The sequence below is a fragment of the Maribacter taeanensis genome, from assembly GCF_047345145.1.
Lineage (GTDB): Bacteria > Bacteroidota > Bacteroidia > Flavobacteriales > Flavobacteriaceae > Maribacter_C.
In genome coordinates, this window is sequence record NZ_JBLFER010000001.1 from 778,424 (window position 1) to 797,347 (window position 18,924).

At 37.5% G+C, this 18,924-nt stretch carries 17 protein-coding genes; 8 read left to right on the forward strand and 9 right to left on the reverse strand.

The window, feature by feature from the left end; genetic code table 11:
* Window positions 1-23: 23 nt before the first annotated feature.
* Both ACKWCD_RS03350 and ACKWCD_RS03355 read right to left on the reverse strand, forming a co-directional pair.
* On the reverse strand, window positions 24-395 hold the full coding sequence (locus ACKWCD_RS03350; protein ID WP_413982516.1) for a response regulator: 372 nt from the start codon (window positions 393-395) through the stop codon (window positions 24-26).
* Between the two features lie 4 nt (window positions 396-399).
* On the reverse strand, window positions 400-2,184 hold the full coding sequence (locus ACKWCD_RS03355; RefSeq protein WP_413982517.1) for an ATP-binding protein: 1,785 nt from the start codon (window positions 2,182-2,184) through the stop codon (window positions 400-402).
* A gap of 194 nt (window positions 2,185-2,378) precedes the next feature.
* On the opposite strand from ACKWCD_RS03355, the gene ACKWCD_RS03360 reads away from it, so the two are divergent.
* Window positions 2,379-3,668 carry a dipeptidase gene (locus tag ACKWCD_RS03360; protein ID WP_413982518.1) on the forward strand — a complete coding sequence of 430 codons (1,290 nt, stop codon included), beginning with the start codon at window positions 2,379-2,381 and terminating at the stop codon, window positions 3,666-3,668.
* Here ACKWCD_RS03360 and ACKWCD_RS03365 read toward each other — a convergent pair.
* Window positions 3,665-4,561: a DUF72 domain-containing protein gene (locus ACKWCD_RS03365; protein WP_413982519.1), complete on the reverse strand. Its 897-nt coding sequence runs from the start codon at window positions 4,559-4,561 to the stop codon at window positions 3,665-3,667. The two genes, ACKWCD_RS03360 and ACKWCD_RS03365, sit on opposite strands and share 4 nt — an antisense overlap.
* Window positions 4,562-4,707: 146 nt before the next feature.
* Between ACKWCD_RS03365 and ACKWCD_RS03370 the strand changes: the two genes are divergently transcribed.
* The 3 genes from ACKWCD_RS03370 (at window position 4,708) to ACKWCD_RS03380 (ending at window position 9,106) form a co-directional block, all read left to right on the forward strand.
* Window positions 4,708-5,475, forward strand: a complete 768-nt coding sequence (locus ACKWCD_RS03370; RefSeq protein WP_413982520.1) for an outer membrane lipoprotein-sorting protein — start codon at window positions 4,708-4,710, stop codon at window positions 5,473-5,475.
* Between the two features lie 64 nt (window positions 5,476-5,539).
* A complete protein-coding gene (locus ACKWCD_RS03375; RefSeq protein WP_413982521.1) occupies window positions 5,540-8,566 on the forward strand; it encodes a WD40/YVTN/BNR-like repeat-containing protein in 3,027 nt (1,008 codons plus the stop codon).
* Window positions 8,567-8,698: 132 nt separating this feature from the next.
* The gene (locus tag ACKWCD_RS03380; RefSeq protein ID WP_413982522.1) at window positions 8,699-9,106 is read left to right on the forward strand and encodes a glyoxalase; all 408 of its coding nucleotides are present in this window, start codon (window positions 8,699-8,701) and stop codon (window positions 9,104-9,106) included.
* On the opposite strand, the gene ACKWCD_RS03385 is transcribed toward ACKWCD_RS03380, so the two are convergent.
* A complete protein-coding gene (locus ACKWCD_RS03385; protein ID WP_413982523.1) occupies window positions 9,098-9,781 on the reverse strand; it encodes a DUF2461 domain-containing protein in 684 nt (227 codons plus the stop codon). The genes ACKWCD_RS03380 and ACKWCD_RS03385 overlap by 9 nt on opposite strands.
* A gap of 94 nt (window positions 9,782-9,875) precedes the next feature.
* Between ACKWCD_RS03385 and epsC the strand changes: the two genes are divergently transcribed.
* Window positions 9,876-10,670: a serine O-acetyltransferase EpsC gene (epsC, locus tag ACKWCD_RS03390; RefSeq protein ID WP_413982524.1), complete on the forward strand. Its 795-nt coding sequence runs from the start codon at window positions 9,876-9,878 to the stop codon at window positions 10,668-10,670.
* Window positions 10,660-11,538 carry a cysteine synthase CysM gene (cysM, locus tag ACKWCD_RS03395; protein WP_413982525.1) on the forward strand — a complete coding sequence of 293 codons (879 nt, stop codon included), beginning with the start codon at window positions 10,660-10,662 and terminating at the stop codon, window positions 11,536-11,538. The genes epsC and cysM overlap by 11 nt, the downstream gene beginning before the upstream one ends.
* Window positions 11,539-11,541: 3 nt before the next feature.
* Here the strand turns inward: cysM and ACKWCD_RS03400 are convergent, their stop codons facing one another.
* From ACKWCD_RS03400 to truA, 3 genes are read right to left on the reverse strand one after another with little or no spacing between them, the layout of a single operon-like run.
* The gene (locus ACKWCD_RS03400) at window positions 11,542-12,339 is read right to left on the reverse strand and encodes an alpha/beta hydrolase (RefSeq protein WP_413982526.1); all 798 of its coding nucleotides are present in this window, start codon (window positions 12,337-12,339) and stop codon (window positions 11,542-11,544) included.
* Window positions 12,332-13,201: an alpha/beta hydrolase gene (locus ACKWCD_RS03405; RefSeq protein WP_413982527.1), complete on the reverse strand. Its 870-nt coding sequence runs from the start codon at window positions 13,199-13,201 to the stop codon at window positions 12,332-12,334. The genes ACKWCD_RS03400 and ACKWCD_RS03405 overlap by 8 nt, the downstream gene beginning before the upstream one ends.
* 49 nt (window positions 13,202-13,250) lie before the next feature.
* Window positions 13,251-14,036 carry a tRNA pseudouridine(38-40) synthase TruA gene (gene truA, locus ACKWCD_RS03410; RefSeq protein ID WP_413982528.1) on the reverse strand — a complete coding sequence of 262 codons (786 nt, stop codon included), beginning with the start codon at window positions 14,034-14,036 and terminating at the stop codon, window positions 13,251-13,253.
* 107 nt (window positions 14,037-14,143) lie between these two features.
* Here truA and ACKWCD_RS03415 point away from each other — a divergent pair, with 107 nt between their 5' ends.
* Both ACKWCD_RS03415 and ACKWCD_RS03420 read left to right on the forward strand, forming a co-directional pair.
* Complete coding sequence (locus ACKWCD_RS03415) at window positions 14,144-14,584, forward strand: hypothetical protein (RefSeq protein ID WP_413982529.1); 441 nt, start codon at window positions 14,144-14,146, stop codon at window positions 14,582-14,584.
* A gap of 158 nt (window positions 14,585-14,742) precedes the next feature.
* Window positions 14,743-15,222 carry a hypothetical protein gene (locus ACKWCD_RS03420; protein ID WP_413982530.1) on the forward strand — a complete coding sequence of 160 codons (480 nt, stop codon included), beginning with the start codon at window positions 14,743-14,745 and terminating at the stop codon, window positions 15,220-15,222.
* Between the two features lie 89 nt (window positions 15,223-15,311).
* On the opposite strand, the gene ACKWCD_RS03425 is transcribed toward ACKWCD_RS03420, so the two are convergent.
* Window positions 15,312-17,207, reverse strand: coding sequence for a spondin domain-containing protein (locus ACKWCD_RS03425; protein WP_413982531.1), 1,896 nt, complete (start codon window positions 17,205-17,207; stop codon window positions 15,312-15,314).
* A gap of 201 nt (window positions 17,208-17,408) precedes the next feature.
* A partial coding sequence (locus ACKWCD_RS03430; RefSeq protein ID WP_413982532.1) for a T9SS type A sorting domain-containing protein occupies window positions 17,409-18,924 on the reverse strand: 1,516 nt, incomplete at its 5' end.

Genomic DNA, 18,924 nt, shown 5'->3' on the forward strand with positions numbered 1-18,924 from the left:
ATTTTTGGCTGTATAAACTCAAATTATACTTTTTGTAACTCTCTTTCTATTCTGACTATCAGTTCCGAGGGACTAATCGGTTTTGATATAAAATCGTTTGCGCCTAATTCAAAGGCCGTTAATACATTTTCTTCATTACCTGCCGACGATATGATAATTATCGGCGTGCTGAGATTCAATTCTTTACGCACATAATCAATAAGCTCCATTCCCGAGAAATAGGGCATCATAATGTCACTAATAATCAGATCAGGCGAATACTCAGCAAGATGTTCTTTTACTTCTCTGCCGTCACAGCTTAACTTAACTTCGTATCCACCTTTTTCAAGACGGAAGTTTAGTAGCTCGGCCAGCAATTCATCATCCTCAGCAAGTAAAAGCCTCTTTTTATTCATAATACTAGTTGTTCTTCAGTGCTTTGATTTGTTCATCGATAGCTTTCTCAACCAACGGATACTCTTCAACAAAACAATTATGTAAAAAATTCAAATGTTTACGGTCACCATTGGTTTTGCATATTTTCTGAATTTGTTCCACAATAGTGTATAAGCTTTTGGACTGCATCATGGCAAGTCCTGATTTAATTTTATGCGCTGCAAAAGCTACCTCTTCTAAATCTTCATTCTCAAGATTCAGTTTTACAATACCGATAAACTCTAATGCATTTTGCTTGTATAGTATTACTAGCTCTTCTAATAGATCCATTTGCCCCAAACAATCTTCTAGGATTATAGAAAGATTGATTTTCGTAGCATCTGAATACAATTCCATTTCCGGATTAATAGTTTTCGATTCGAATGTGAGTGTTGTTTTCATACGATTTTTGTGTTTTACCAACTTGGTTAACAATTCATCGGGACTAAAAGGTTTTAGAATAAAGTCATTGATTTCATACTCCTTGCACTTTGTATGGTCTTGAGCTGTAAAGTCAGCCGAAACAGCGATTACGGGTATTTGTTTAACAGATTCAATTTTACTTTTACGAATCAGCTGGGTTACTTCAAAACCACTCATTTCAGGCATTTTTAAATCCATAAGAACCATGTCAATCTTATTGGTTTCAAGAAGATTCAAACCGTATAATGCATTATCGGTCACATAGGTTTTGCATTGCCATGACTTAAGACGCTGGGCAATCAACTTCTGATTAATTACATTATCCTCAAAAACAAGAATATGTAAGCCCTTGACAGCTTCGAACTCATTACTATTGATCCTTTTAGACGAATCTCTAGTCATGATATTTTCGATGCTTCCCTTTGTATAGGGAAGCATGAAACGAAATATCGTTCCTTCTCCAAGCCTGCTATCTACTGATATATCCCCCCCGAGATTATCAATAATTTGCTTGACTATGCTAAGGCCAAGTCCGGAACCCCCGTACTTTACCTGTGTATCATATTCAGCCTGCTTGTAAGAATCGAAAATATGTTCTAGATTATTTTTTGAAATTCCAATACCGGTATCAGCAATGGAAAACGCTAAGAATAGATGGTTTCCGCGTTGTTTTTTTAATTCAATAGTTAAGTGAATACTACCCTCTTCAACAAACTTTACGGCATTACCGACCAAGTTTAGGAGTATTTGTGATAGTTTAGATGGGTCACCGATTAATCCCTCTGGGATTTCATCATCGATAGTGGCTAGTAGTTCAATATTTTTATCGGTGATAAGTGTATCACATAAATACATAACATTGTCGACAACACTATTCAGGTTAAAATCAACCGATTCAAATTGCTCCAATCCAGCAGAAAGCTTAGAATATTCAAGTAGCTCATTGATGATTTCCATTAATGAGTAAGATGCAGTTTGAATCGCATTAACCCGTTCTAACTGAATTTTTGATAATTTATCTTCCTTTAAGAGATCGGCAAATCCTATAATTCCATTAAGAGGTGTTCTAATTTCGTGGCTAACCTTTGCTACAAGCATGTCAGCATTTGGAGATTGAATATCTTTTTTCTTTACTTCTTTGGATGATGAATCTTCCTGAATATGAATATTGGCAGTACTACCGTAGGAACTGGAGGGTGTGAATATTTTGCTTTCTAAGCTGACCCTAAAGGATTGAAAAGATTTTTTGAGACGAGATGCCTCCGCAGCTGTTAATTCTTCAAATGAAAAATCATTCAGCGTATGCTCTAAACGAGTTAGTTGGGAAAGTAGGTCTTTTGGGTTCAATTTATCTGGGGGGACGATTGGTTAAAAAATAGTTCAATACTTTTCTTACATTAATATGGCGTGTTTGTTTATAAAATTATGTTAACGGTTCTGGGTAAAAGTCTTGAAATAAAGCAGTTCGTACAATTAAATGTTACCTAGGTTTCCATTATTGTTGTCAAATGGCTTTATTTGTATGTATAAACTCTTACAAAATGAAAAATTACTTGCTAGTATTAACTTTTTTAGTAGCCTATTCGTGCGGTGAATCTCAACAAAAAACAGAGATGAGCTTAGAAGACCGTGCTAAAATGATTCACGAAAAAGTGATCACAATTGACACACATGATGATATCAATGTGAAGAATTTTACGGATAGTATTAACTATACCCAAAGATTGGATACACAAGTAAATCTTCCTAAGATGGAAGAAGGAGGTTTAGATGTCGCTTGGTTAATCGTTTACACGGGTCAAGATTCTTTGACTGACGCTGGGTATGCGAAAGCAAAGGATAATGCCATTTCGAAATTTGATGCGATTCATAAGCTCTGTGAGGACATAGCCCCTGAGAAAATAGAGATAGCACTGACCTCTGCAGATGTTAAGCGTATCGATGCTGCCGGCAAAAAAGTTGCTATGATTGGTGTTGAAAATGCCTATCCCATCGGAACCGATATGTCAAACTTTCAAAAGTACCATGAATTGGGGGCTAGATACATCTCATTAGCACATAACGGACATAGCCAATTTTCAGATTCCAATACAGGAGAAGCAGATAGTTTATGGTTACATAATGGTTTAAGTGATTTAGGCAAAGACGCTGTAAAAGAGATGAATAGACTTGGGATAATGATTGATGTGTCACACCCTTCCAAAGAAGCTTTTAATCAAATGATTGCACTTTCAAAAGCACCTCTTATTGCCTCTCATTCATCTGCCAGAGCACTTTGCAACCATAGTAGAAATTTAGATGATGACCAGTTACAAATGCTGAAAAAGAATGGTGGCGTAGTGCAAACAGTTGCTTTCAGTTCGTATTTAAATACGGAAAAGCATGAGGCACGTGCGGAGAAAATTAAAGAGATTGAAAAAGTAGTTATGGATTCAATGGGGATGGAATCAATATCTCGCAAGGAAGTTATGGCCTTGCCTACAGACAAACGCGATGCCTTTATTACAAAATATATGCAGGTAAGAGGAATTGTAGATGCAAAGACCAAAACCATGACCGGTTTGCCTCCAGCAGTTGATGTTGGTGATTTTGTAAACCACATCGATTATATGGTGAAACTTATCGGAATTGACCACGTAGGTATCAGTTCTGACTTTGATGGCGGTGGCGGAATTGAAGGTTGGTCCGATGCTTCGGAAACTTTCAATGTAACCTTAGAACTCGTAAAACGTGGGTACACTGAAGATGAAATTGCACAGCTTTGGGGAGGCAACCTGATGCGCGTTTTAGATGAAGTTCAAGCGGTTGCTGCGGAGATGCAAAAGGGTTAAAACAAAGTAGGACCTGAATCGTGAAGCGTTTTAGGTACTTTAAGTTTGCATCCTAGTTTTTTGTTTAAGTTTTCTATAAAACGAACAGATAATAAGGGAGATTCCAATTCCATATTTTGGTGAACAAAAAAATGGATGTTTTTCAATCCCTTGCTTGTCCAATCTGCTAGTTTCTCCACCCAATCATCCAATCTGGTATAGTCCGTAGGGTGATTTGCGCCTACATAGCGAATAAAAGCTTCATTGTTAGTCAAGCGCATGTGCATGATGTCGCGCCTTCCTGCAGTATCGACCAAAGTGTTTGAAATATTGTTTTCCTCCAATAGATGATATAGTTCTTGTGCTACTTTTTCGTCGTTAAACCAGTCAGTGTGACGAAATTCCATTGATAGTTGAAATTCCTTAGGCCAATATTCTACAAAGCGCACTACTCTATCCCAATTTTTAGGTCCGAAGTTTCCATGCATTTGTAGAAATATGGTTCCTAACTTATCCTTTAAGTTTGAAGTAACGTTAAGGTACTCATCCAGAACCGGATAGGCTTGGTCATTTAAACGTCTCAAATGACTCACGTTTTGAACTATTTTAGGGAAGAATTTAAAATCCTCCGGAGTTTTATCATACCACTTTTGATAGGTTTCCGCTGGGAATATCCTATAAAAAGTAGCATTCAACTCAATACAGTTAAACTGAGTGGAATAGTAAGCCAATTCGTCTTTTGTGCCTCGTGGGTAGAATTGCTTTAAATCTTGCCGATTCCATTTAGCGCATCCTACAAAAATATTAGGTGCTGCCTCACTTTTTGTACGAGCCAAAACCACCTCAGTATCCGGATGGTCTTTTGGCATTGTAAAATCAATACCCTCAGGTTGCTCTACTTTTCCGAATTTCATAATACACTAATGGAGTTAAATTTAAAAATACAGTTTAACACCTAAATAGGATGCATACTAGATGAAGAATTTAAAAAAAATAAGAATTAATGTAACAATCGCTCTATATTTGATACTAAAGAATAGAACACTTTAAAATACAAAAAATGAAAACACTAAAACTTGGAATTGTATTATTCATCATGGCCTTTGCATTGCCTACTCAAGCGCAAACTGTTGATGAAATTTTAACCACTTATTTTGAGAACGTTGGCGGTCTTGAAAACTTAAAAGCTATAAAAGGCATTAAAATGAATATAAAGATGAATCAACAGGGGATGGAATTCCCTGTAGAGGTTATTCAATTAAGTGACGGACGTCAAATGACATCAATAAGTATTCAAGGGAATGAAATGAAACAAAATGTATTTGATGGTGAAACGCTTTGGAGTACAAATTTTATGACCATGAAGGCAGAAAAAAGTGATCCAGAGGCCACGGCTAATTTTAAGTTAAATACAAATGATTTTCCTGATGCCTTTATTGACTATAAAGAAAAAGGCTATGTTGTTGAATTATTAGGCAAGGAAACCATAGATGGTGCTGAAACCTTTAAAATAAAATTGGTTAAAGAACCAATAAAGGTTGATGGAAAAGAAGAAGAAGACGTTTCTTTCTACTATTTTGATGCCGAAAACTTTGTTCCGATTGCAGTTGAATCGGAAGTAAAATCTGGACCGGGAAAAGGAATGGTTTCTTTTGTTACCATGAGTGACTATCAAGAGGTTGATGGTATGTATTTCCCATTTTCTATGAGTCAAGGCGTGAAAGGCCAACCTGGTGCACCTATGAATATTGAAAGTATTCAGTTGAATCCTGAAGTTGTTGAAGGTTCATTCGCTTTCCCCGACGTATTAGTAGAAGAAAAAAAATAATACAACTTAAATTCAAGGCCCTTTTTAAGGGCCTTTTTTTGTTTAATCCCAACCCTAACATATTATGAAAAACATTCTTAGCTTTTTGCTCATTTGTGGATTGCTTCATTTTACCACAAGTTTTGCTCAAAATAAACCGAATAGCGGTAAAGCATTATTCGGAGATATGACTGCCAGACATATAGGCCCAGCAGGTATGAGTGGCCGTATAAATGATTTAGAAATACACCCAACTAATGGTCGAATAATTTATACAGGTACGGCTGGTGGCGGAGTCTGGAGATCTAAAGACGGTGGTGCTACTTTTAGACCCATTTTCGATGAATATTGCCAATCTATAGGTGCAGTTACTTTAGACCCAAATAATCCGGACAATGTTATTTATGTGGGTACAGGTGAAACTTGGACTAGAAATAGTGTTTCTATAGGTGACGGACTATACAAATCTGTCGATAGTGGTGCGAATTGGAAAAAAATTGGATTAGAAAAATCAGAACGTATCGCCAATATTATTGTGAACCCTGAAAATTCAAATGAGATTTATGTTGCTGCTTTAGGAGCACTTTGGAGTGATAATGAAGAACGAGGTGTTTATAAATCAAATGATGCAGGTGAAACTTGGAATAAAATACTTTATGTAAACGAAAAGACGGGTGCTGCTGATTTAGCAATGGATCCTAAAAATCCTAATGTTTTATATGCTTCTATGTGGGAATTTCGTCGTACCGCATGGAGTTTTGATTCTGGTGGAAATAATAGTGCACTTTATAAATCTGTGGACGCTGGCGCAACTTGGAACAAAATTCATGATGGTTTTCCCGCTGGGAAACTGGGGCGTCTGGCAATAGCTGTTGCACCAAGTAACACCAATGTCTTATATACAGTAATTGAAGCAGAAGAAGAAAAGAAAAAAGGATTATATCGAAGTGATAATGCCGGTGATAGCTGGGAACAATTAAATAACGATTTCGAAATTACGGTTAGACCTTTCTATTTTTCTCGAATTGTTGTTGATCCACGAGATGAAAATGTTGTAGTTAAAGGTGGCTTAAGTGGTTCGATATCTAGAGATGGTGGTAAAACCTTTAAGAATCTAGGTTTTATGCATAGTGATATTCACGATGTAGCTTTCAGTATCAAAGATTCAGATATCATGTATTGTGGTACCGACGGGGGAATTTATCGTTCATGGGACGGTGGTACGACCATGGAAATAGTAGAAAACCTTCCCCTATCACAGTTTTATCATGTTAGCGTAGATGATGAAACTCCCTATAATGTTTATGGTGGATTACAAGATAACGGCTCTTGGTACGGCCCATCCTCCTCTCCTGGTGGCGTGAATGCAGGAGATTGGAACTCCGTTGGCGGTGGTGATGGTTTTAGAGTATTAAAACATCCCACAAAAAACATAATTTATTCAGAAGTTTATAATGCTGAAATTATTTGGCGTTATGATGTTGATAGACAACTAGTAAAAACTGTACAACCCTTGCAGACAAAAAATATTGACAAGCTTCGCTTTAATTGGAATCCGCCAATAGCCACAAGTCAAAACCAACCTGATCGATTTTATACAGGAAGTCAATATCTACATAAGTCCGAAGATATGGGCGATACTTGGGAAATTATCTCGCCCGATTTAACGACGAATGATCCAACAAAACAAGATCAAAAAGATTCAGGAGGCCTAAGCACTGATAATTCAGGAGCAGAGAACCATACGACTATTTTTACAATCGCAGAATCTACTTTAGATGAGAACGTAATTTGGGTAGGAACGGATGATGGAAATGTACAAGTGACTCAAGATGGCGGCAAAACATGGAACAATACCATTGCAAATGTTCCTGGTTTACCAAAAAACACATGGTGTTATCACATTGAAGCAAGCACATTCGATAAAGGTACTGCCTATGCTGTGTTCGAAGGCCATAATACTGGTGATATGAAACCTTATACCTATAAGACGACCGATTTCGGAAAAACCTGGAAAAGTATAATTACTGATGAAGTAGTCGGTTTTGTTCGGAATATTCAAGAAGATTATGTGAATCCGGACTTACTATTTTTAGGAACAGAGTTCGGATTATATATAACCACAGATGGTGGCCAAAGTTGGAAAAAGTTTACAAATAATATGCCTGCAGTTGCTGTGCACTTTATTGATTTACAAAAAGCTACCAATGATTTGGTTATGGGTACTCATGGTAGAGGAGTTATTATCATAGATGACATATCTCCCCTACGAGAAATAAACTCAGCTGTTTTAGAGGAAGATTTGCATTTCTTTGCCAATGCACCAACAGTTATCAATGAAAAAAGCGACTTCTCTGGTAATTTTGGTTCAGAAACTCAATTTGTAGGAGCTAGTAAGACTAAAGATATTGAATTCAAATACCATCTAAAAAAGCGACATACTTTTGGAAAAATGACGATGGAAGTACAAGATATGAATGGAAATATGGTAGCCGAATTAGGCCCAGGAAAGTCAAAAGGCATCAATATTGTAAGTTGGAACTTTTCTAAAAAGGTCCCCAAAATAGCCAAAGGAATTACGTTCACCCGCAGTGGGTTTGCTTCACATACTGTACCTGCGGGTAAGTATCAAGTAGTTATTACCAAAGGAAAGAATACCTATACACACCCATTTGAGTTGGTATATGATCAGAATTCGACCTTGACTGAAGCGGATAGAAAACTTAAAAATGAGACCGCCCAAAAACTATATGATATGACTCAGCAATTGGCTTATTTGGTTTATGAAGTAGATACCTATATTGCTGAAGCGGAGGCAGTAAAAAACAAGAAGCTTGCGGCTAAGCTGAACACCCTTAAGAAAACCTTAGTAGTTACTACCGGTGATGGTTATACCGCAGCTGCGCCACCTGAATTAAGAGGTAAAATGGCCGCTTTGTATAGTAAGGTAGCGGACACCTACGATAAACCATCGGCATCAGATTTGGAGAATTTGACAATTATTTCAGAAAAATTCTCAGGGGCAAAGTCCGATTTTGAGAAACTCAGAAAAAAAATGAAAAATAAAGAGGGGCTCAAAATAAAAACTTTTGAAGCTTTTTTAGGAAGCTAATAGTTAAAATTTGGAACTTTAAAGAAAGCCACTCTTCCGAGTGGCTTTCTTGTTCATAACCCGTTAAGAACTAAAAAAATGAGTTCCGATAGGGTTTGACTTTATACCTATCTTTATGTAAAACCTGACATGATGAATGAAAGATCCCATAGTCTTAAGAAGATCCGCCCCCAAATTTCATCCGCCAAGATTACTGATAATATGAGTGATGAAGAGCGTTTTCAGAACGAAACCCTGCGTCCGATTATCAAGTTGCAGAATGATTTGTTCCTATTTGCTTTTCAAAACTACATAGGCAAACGCAAAAATGCTTTCTACGAACTAACCGTTCAAAAACGGCTTGATTATATTGCCCACGCCATTCAAAAAGACCTTAAATTTCGTAACTCTTTAAAAGGAATGGTTATGGGGCAATTTACCATAGAGGAATACGAAATATATACGCATAACTCATCTGCATTGAATAAGCGTATGATGAATATGGTCATTAAAAGAATTCAAGACCAAATTCAATTTTTTGAAAAGATAGTCCTAGTCTAAAAGGGATTCCCCATTCAAATTTGTGGTCAAAACATCGCTCATTAAATCAAAATAAGGTCTAATTGCCTTAAACGAGTTACTCACTTCTTTAAGGAAATCAGGGTCCAAGACTTCTTTGTCTGTAAAGTTTCGTGTGAAAATAAACTGCTTCTTTTTAATCAAGTCAATATTTTCGTGGGACTTATCGAACCCTTTTGGCGAAGTTTTCACCTCGTCACCAACTAAATCTCCCCAAATACTTTTGAATTTTTTATTTCCAATAACTTCTCGAAACTCAGAAGCATCTAGTTCCAGTTCTTTACGAATACGGAACAAATCTTCTTTGTTGGGTTGCCAAAAGCCGGCAGCTATAAAGCTAGCATTATTGGGTTGTACATGCGTATAATATCCACCTCTAAGCTTTGCCCCTGCCCTTGACAAAGAACTTGAAAAGTTGATTTTATAGGGAGTCTTGTTTTTCGAAAAGCGGACGTCCCTATAAATTCTGAAAACCTTCACCCGCTCGATTTCATCGTGTGTTTTAACTCCCTCGCCTAAAGCATTAAAAAAGGATTTCATTTCTGCTTCTAAAGATTTGAATTTTTTTTTGTTCTCTGTAAACCAGTCTCGATTATTGTTCTTTTCCAACTTTTTTAAAAAAGAGAAAACTGCGGGCGTAATTACATTGTTCTGCATGCGACTTAATTGATATAAATTTGAGTTAAAGTTAACCATTAAAAAAAATCAATCTTGTAATATTGGTGATTATTAGAACTAACCTAGTAAGTCTATGGATAAAAAGTCAATAATTGAAAAGATAAAAGAGCACAAAAAGCAGCCAAACCTGAGATATGAGCTGAAAGAGCGCACAGAAGTATTTACAAATCTTTTATTCTATACTTTATTTGACATTGAAACTCCTGTAGCCACTAACTTAGACAAACTTGAAGCTGAATTTGATGTTTTGGTAAATCTTGCTTGTTGGGATACCGAGAAACCCTGTAAAAAAGTATGGGAAAACTATGTGGCAAAGCTACCGACCATTTTAGAACGTTTGAATTTAGATGCAGAAGCGACCGTAAACTGTGATCCTGCTTCATTGTCTATCGAAGAAGTCTATATGGCCTACCCTGGATTTTATGCTATTGCCATCTATCGTTTGGCCCACGAGCTTTATGAAGTAGGGTTTCCATTGGTTCCAAGGTTAATGACCGAATATGCGCACCGGCAAACTGGAGTGGATATTAACCCAGGTGCAGCAATTGGAAATTCGTTCCATATTGATCATGGTACTGGGGTTGTTATTGGTGAGACGGCAATTATCAAAGACCATGTAAAAATCTATCAGGGAGTTACTTTAGGAGGACTCTTCGTTGCGAAGAACCTTCAAAAAACAAAGCGCCATCCTACGATTGAAAATAATGTTACCATTTATGCAAACGCCACCATTCTAGGAGGCGAAACGGTTATTGGTGAAAATTCAGTGATTGGCGGAAATGCCTGGTTAACGGAGTCTGTTCCTGCGAATTCTACAGTTTTTCATACCCCTGAAATCAAAATCAAAACCCAAGTCAATGCCTCATAGTTTATTAGATTTAATAGGAAATACGCCTTTGGTGGAATCAAAGGTCTTGAATACCAATCCGAATGTAAGATTGCTCTTTAAGTTAGAGGGACATAATCCAGGTGGGAGCGTTAAAGATCGTGCGGCTTACAATATGATTAAAAGCGGGCTCGAACGCGGAGATATTGATAAAAGCTCGAAACTGATTGAAGCGACCAGTGGTAATACAGGTATTGCTCTTGCTATGATTGCGGGTATATACGGATTGAACATAGAACTTGTCATGCCCGAAAAGGCGACTAAGGAGCGGGTTCAAACCATGCGCGCTTACGGAGCTAAAGTCACTTTAATTCCCGATGGAATAGAAGGTGCACGCGATTATGCGGAAAGTAAGGTGAAAAATGAAGGACGTATAATGATGAACCAATTTGCCAACAATGACAACTGGAAAGCACATTATAAATCCACTGGGCCTGAAATTTGGAAGGACACTAAAGGTGAAATCACACATTTTGTTTCTTCCATGGGCACAACAGGAACTATAATGGGTACTTCAACCTATTTGAAAGAACAGTCCTCAAATGTTCAAATAATTGGGGTACAACCCACAGATGGTTCTCGGATTCCGGGAATTCGTAAATGGCCACAGGAATATTTGCCTAAAATTTTTGATGCGAACAAAGTAGATCAAGTACAAGAGGTGAGTGAAACAGAAGCTCGTGCTATGGCGCGAAGATTGGCTAAAGAGGAAGGCATTTTCTCAGGAATGAGCAGTGGCGGTGCTGCTACTGTGGCACTTCGACTTGCGGAAACCTTAGATAGTGGTACTATTGTATCAATTGTCTGCGACCGCGGAGATCGTTATTTATCCTCTGGCTTGTTTGATTAGGTTTTAGTTCAAAGCTTCATTCATCCCGTTTTTAAAGGCGTCATAATCTTGCAGATAATTATGTCCTCCTCCTTCAATGGTATAGAATTTTTTACCATCACCGGGAATGGATTCGTATAATTTTTGAGCGAACTTATAGGGAATTACTCTGTCCTCGGTTCCATGGAAAATATAAATAGGACATTTTACCTCCTTCATATATTCCGTTGACGGAAACCGGAACTGAGACAACCATGATACCGGTAAAATAGGAAAACGATGCTTTCCTAAATCTACAGCACTAGAAAAAGGGGATTCCAATATCAAACGACAAGGATTATTTTTTGCTGCCAATCGGGAAGCGATTCCCGTTCCAAAAGAACGTCCGTACAATACTATTTTGTTTTCATCGTATTGCTCCATTGCATAGTCATAAAACAATTGTGCATCCGCGTTCAAGGCTTCTTCGCTTAATTCTCCAGTGCTTTTGCCATAGGTCCGATAATCCACTAAGATGGCATCATATCCCTTTCTGGTCACTAGATTTGCTACGTGACCGAGATGTGATACATTTCCTGAGTTTCCGTGAAAATACAGCGCTACACCTTTGGAAGAATTATTTTGAATATGTACCGCATTGAGTTTTGCGCCATCATTTGTTTCGATAAAAAACTCTTCAAAGGGCTGGCAGAAATCATATTTATGCTGCATGGGCATTTTAGAGGGGAAAAATATGAGTCTTTCTTGAAAAAAGTAAGTTGAGACGACCAGTAACAAGTAAAGTACACCAAGTACAATACCAATTTTTTTTAATCTACGCATTAGCTGTTTTCGAAGAATGTTTTACATGAATACTTGAGCCTTCTAAGTTAACCTTTTTTGGTTTTGAGGTGATAATTTCATCGAGAACTTTATGATAGTATTCGAATGTGTTTAAGTTCTTATGGCCACCACCTATAATAGAATGTAGCGTAGTTAACTTGGGTTTAATTTTTGATAGTTTTACACTTGTTTTATAGGGAATTAACTTGTCATCCGTCCCATGAATGATATGAATCGGACATTGCACATACTTCAACCATTTATAGGTTGGCATCGGAAATTTGATGAGAATCGAAAGTGGCATAAATGGCACGTATCGCTTAGCCACTTTACTCAAACTATAGTATGGAGCATCTAGAATCAGCATTCTTGGGTTGTTCATTGAAGCTAATTTCGTTGCAAAACCAGAACCTAAAGATCTACCATAAAGAATCACATACTTTTCATCAACATTCTCCTTAATTTTATTATAGACAACCTGAAGGTCACGCTTTACAGCCTTTTGAGTACGACGCCCTGTACTCTTACCGAAACCTCTATAATCTACCATAATGACATCAAAGCCGTGTCTGGTGAAATCCACGGCGAATTTACCCCAGCCTTTCATGCTTTTAGAATTTCCTTTCAAATAAAACACAACACCTTTTGGTTCTTTTGATTTGAAATGCAGTCCATTAATAGTAGCTCCATCGCGGGTTTCTACATTGTACTCATCTACTTCTTGATTTTCATAATGAAACTGGAAATCTTTGTCTAGTTTTTCAGGTTTGAACATCAGATAATCCTGCAAGAAATACAGCAAAACACTTATGCCCACATAAATGCCAATAACAAGTAATACGATATAGAGCCAATAGGACATTGTAGCTGGTTTAACAACAATGTACAAAAATTACCAATGCCATGTAAAGCTATTGTTCAAAATGAAGTTCATTTAATAATAGTCCTGAACCTGGCGCTACAAAGCTTAGTTGCATCTTATTTCCACTTTTCAAGGACTCTTCGATATCAGAAAAACTAAGCTCTCCCCTACCTAGTTGTATTAAAGCCCCCATCATCATACGAATCTGATAGCGCATAAATCCTTTTCCTTTTACATGCAAGGCATAAGAGGTCTTAGGAAAGAAATTCGCCTCAAGTATTTCATTTCTACGGATTTCACAGCGTTCTACTCTTCGAATGGATTGCGTATTCTCTTGAATGCGAGCGGTGTAGCATGAAAAATCATGTTCCCCTTCATATAATTTAGCCGCTTGCTTCATTAAGTTAATATCAAGCTCATCAATGAGATTTGCAATAAAAGGAGCCGCAAAAGGATGATTCTTCTCTCCAAAAGAGAACAAATACACATACTCCTTTTCTTTGCTATTCTGAATGACATTAAATGTTTCATCAGTTTTTGAAATACCAATAACACGTATATCTGGTGGAAGGTTTTTATTGAAAATCGCCAGAAACAAATCAAAGTCTGAAATGGGTTCGTCAACAAAAAGCTCAAATGCCGCATCTAATGCAGATACCTTGGCATCGGTTCGTCCGGCACCAAGAATTTTATAGTTCATTTCTGGCATTATGAACTTTAAAGTTTTATGAAGCATTTGCTCTATAGTTTTCTGATTTGGCTGCTTTTGCCAACCACTATAACGAAAACCTAAGTACTGCAACTTTACCAAATAAAAAAAACGTCTTCTTTTCATTCTTAGTCCATATGTTTTGGATCTTTATCAAAACTAGATATTAAATTGGTTCAGCAGCAAAAGAAATTTTTGTAATTTAAAAAACGAATCAACTAAACCAATTTAATATGTCAACGAATATAAAAACAAAACCACCAGTTTGGTTTTGGGTTGCAAGTGTTTTGGCGCTTCTATGGAATTTAATGGGTGTAATAGCCTATCTCATGGACGCTTATATGAAAGACGAGATAATGGCCTCGTATTCAGAAGCTCAAAAAGCCATTTTTGAAAATCAACCAGCCTGGGTGACCGGCGTTTATGCAATCGCAGTATTTGCAGGGACTTTAGGATGTATTGCTCTTTTATTAAGAAAGAAATGGGCCATGCCCATATTTTGGTTGTCAATCATTGCTGTTGTATCTAGAACGATTTATTATTTCTTTATAACCAATGCCACGGAGGTCTTTGATATTATACAGGGTACAATTATGCCAATTCTTATAATTATTATTGCTGGTATTTTAGTAATATTAACTAAAATTGCCACGCAGCGTAATTGGATTTCTTAGGGTAAAGATTGTGGAATCTTAACACGCAAGAATCGTTTCACAACGTATTTTGGCCAATACCCAACATTCATTGCGCTTCATCGAATTTTTTAAATAAAACATAGTCGAGTTCCGTTCTTTACCACCGAATAGGCATAACAAGCCTTAACCCCCGAGTAATGAAAACTATTTTAAAGATATTCTCCTTAAAAAGCACCTTGATAACATCTGCTGTTGTCTTATTTCTACTTATTATCTTTAATTTTTATGGACCCTACACCAACAAATTTTATTTTTTTAAGCCGGTAAATTATATTTTCCCAATACTAAGCGTAGGCCACCTTATCTATCTTTATGTACTATGGTTTAAAGTGAAGGAGGACGAGATGACTGATCCTCAAATGCGAAATTTGGAATATGTACTTTATGTAATTTTCTTAGTTTATGTGTATAAAGCTTTTGAAAGCATGTATATATTTTCCACATATTGGGATTATGAATTTCATGTTTTACCTGGCGCATTTTTACCTCTAGGAATACTTATAATAGCTTTGTTTTTAGTTCTTATAGGTACTACCCTATTACTCTTTAAATATAGAAAAGATCGCATAGGCGATTATAAATTTGATGATATCAATCATATCGATTCTTGGGAATAATTTTTTTAGTTGCAGTCAAAATAAAATGCCCGTTGAAGAAATTCAATGGGCATTTTTAATTTGAGCAAAACAACTAATAAACTAAAACTTTAATTTGGTGTAATTGTAACCTTGATTAAATTATAACCTCCTCTTGGATCCGCATAACCTACTACACCAGCCGCAGAACTAATTAGACCTTTTCCGAATTGAACATCATCAATTTCGGAAACTCTCCGAATTGAAGTGTTCTCATCAGCCGCTCCTGAATTAGGACCTGCCTGGCGCATAGGTTGATCTGCTCCGAATCCTACAACTTGATCAACTTCGGTTCCAGCATCATATAGATAAGATTTTTCGGTGGCGCCGGTTCCACTTTGTGGAGACTCATTTTCATCAAACAAAGGGTATCCCGTATTGTTGTAAGCTAAGAACCAATCATTTGTATTTACAAGCATTGTATTAAATCCAAACTTATAACCGACTGGGACATCTTCCAAAGTAAACGTAAAACTCTGTCCGGGTGCAATTGGCATTGCCTCATTACTTTTGGCAACTGGAATCCCTAAAGTAGTATTGATATAATCAAAAATGATTTGATTATTACCATCTTCAGCACTTTCCTCAATACCACTTCCCGCAACTGCTGCTTCGCCTTGAGTAAATACAGGGTCATTTTCTGAATCAAAAGCATAAACCACAGCTGGAGCAAATACACTATACGAAGAAGATAATCGTAATGGAGCACCAGTACTTCCTGTTTCAGTAAACCATCCGTATAAATCAGAAGGATTACCCTGTACAGCAATTTTTGCTAAGCCTAATTCTCGCTCTGGCTCACCTTCAGTAAACAAGGGATTGTCTAATGCGTGAACGACAGCGATACCAGGGGCCAAAATTACTGGTTCATTGACATCCATTGCTCCTGTTAGGTTTTTAATTAACAACCTGAACGTCCTTGTGCTCTCCTCATAGTCCAACGTTACTTTTACCATTGATGTCACATCTGTTGTAACGATACGCACTGTGTTGTCATCATCAGGATCACCAGCTTCTGCACCACCAGGTACTGATGTAATGGTTGCGGGGTCTTCTTCTTCGGTACCAGAATCCCATAAATAAATTTGATTGGTTACATCACCAGTAACAGGCACTCCATTTTCAAAAAGAGTAATGCCAGCACCTGTAGGTGCATAGAACCAATCATTTGAAACTACTTGCATTGTAGCAAAACTAAGTTTTGAACCTGGGGTAGCTTGAAAATCAAACCAATAAGACCCATCTTTATTTGGTACTGGCCCAGGAGTATCAGCTCCATCGGGAGTATTGAATACTTGTACCGCCAGATAGTTGATAATGTTAGTAATAGTTACATTAAAACTACTAGCTACCAATGCAGTAATTTGGTTAACCGCGCCGAAGGTTAATGTAGTAGTTTCATTCCAATCGGTAGCAACATCTCCTTGACCATCATAGGCTATGGAACTGTTTGCACTGCCTACTGCAGGAACAAAATCACCTGCAACCCATTGACCGGCAGCAACGGCAACATCTTCTCTTGCGCTGCCCGCTGCACCCCATTGTACAAAATCAACAAGTGCACTTGAATCTGTAAATTGATTGGTGCTATAAAGACCTAATCCACCTTGATCATCGGGAATATCATAACTTAATACTAAATACTCAGCTGACGGTAAATCAATACTTCCACTGATTGGAGTTAGCGATCCTATTTGAACATACTGTCCGGGACCAAGACATAACCAATAGTCTGCCAAATCTATGCTACCAGTACCATTGTTTAAAATTTCAATGGTGTCTTCCCCTCGATATCTTACCTCATTGATAACTACGGATATTACATTGTTGGTCATAGGCTGTTCTTCGGCTTGCTCTTCTTGCTGAGCCTCGGCAATTACATCTGGCGAATCATCATTTTCACATGAGGTTAATCCAAATACTAACATTGCTGCTAGCGTACTCTTAAAAATGTTTACTTTTTTCATGGTAATTAAATTGTTTTTATTTTACATAACAAATTAACCACCGCGAAGTAACAGCTGAATCACAAGCAAATAAACTTTTGGGGATACTTGTTTATAGTTTTGTTAGAAGTATTATGATTTTATTTGGTTTTGCAAAAAGCATAAAAAAACACCTTAGTGACATACTAAGGTGTTTTTAAACACTAACCATTATCGAAAGAACTACCTAATGATCACTTTTTTGGAGACTGATTTGCCTTCTCCATTGGTTATATTCAAAATATACAATCCAGAGGGAACGGATTGAACATCTAAAGAAATTCCCTTATTGACTACTTTCTTCATATCATTCCTTATCGAATTTCCTGCTAAGTCAACCATTGTAACCCGAACATCGCTGTTTCCAAATGAGTTCAACGATACATTTAAAACATCAGTTGCAGGCAATGGGAATAAAGAAACGCTAGATTTTCCGCTTATACTGGTCTCCTCAGCGCGCACTACTTCAACTGAATTAGATAAGGCAAAGCATCCTTCTAATGCATCAAGATTTGCATCAGCTTCTAAGCCTACCAAACCATCTTCATAACGCATGTGATATATGAAGCAAGTTCCTACACCTGCGCCATTAAAATCAACACCTTTGACGGCATCAAGACTTGGAGGTGTTCCCAAAATTTTCCCCGTCTCATCTGTAATTACCCAGATGCTATTAGTACCAACTCTAGTACCCGTAAGTTCAATTTCAGTTACAAAATCAGGTTCCTCATCAACAATGAATTCATAAGGACCGCCAACTAAGGTTCCACCATCTGTTTCTGTACGAACAACACTTACAGGGTTCGATAAATCAAATGTTCCTTGTAAATCATTGGCATTTAAATCAGGGGCTAGACCAACTAGTCCTGCTTCATAGCGTAAATACCAAATCAAACATGTACCAGCACCAGCGCCATCGAAGTCTACTCCTTCTACTGCTTCAAGTGTTGGAGGTAAACCAAGAATCTTTCCTTGATCATCGGTGATTACCCAAGAACTCATACTTCCTGCTCTATCTCCGGTAAGAGAAAGACCTGAAACCATATCTGGAGAACCGTCTACGCAGAACTCAAAGGGACCACCTACTATCTCACCAGCCTGAGGTGCACCTAACCTATTTACTTCCACTCTATTTGACAAATCGAAACATCCTTCTAAATCACCAAGATTACCTTCAGCGGCAAGTCCTGTTAATCCATCTTCATATCGTAAGTGATAGATAAAGCAAGTTCCTGCGCCAGCGCCATCGAAATCTACACCTTCTACGGCAGCTAAACTCGGTGGCGTTCCTAAGATATTTCTATCCTCATCGGTAATGACCCAAATACTATTGGTTCCTGCTCTTCTACCAGTCAATTCAATTCCGGATACCATATCAGGAGTGCCATCAACCGTGAAGTAGAATGGACCACCTGTTAAAGTTCCTCCTTCGGTTTCAGTTCGTACAACACTTACAGGGTTTGATAAATCAAATGTTCCTTGTAAATCATTGGCATTTAAATCAGGGGCTAGACCAACTAGTCCTTCTTCATAACGTAAATACCAAATCAAACATGTACCAGCACCAGCGCCATCAAAGTCTACTCCTTCTACTGCTTCAAGTGTTGGAGGAAGTCCAAGAATCTTTCCTTGGTCATCGGTAATTACCCAAGAACTCATGCTTCCTGTTCTATCTCCGGTAAGAGAAAGACCTGAAACC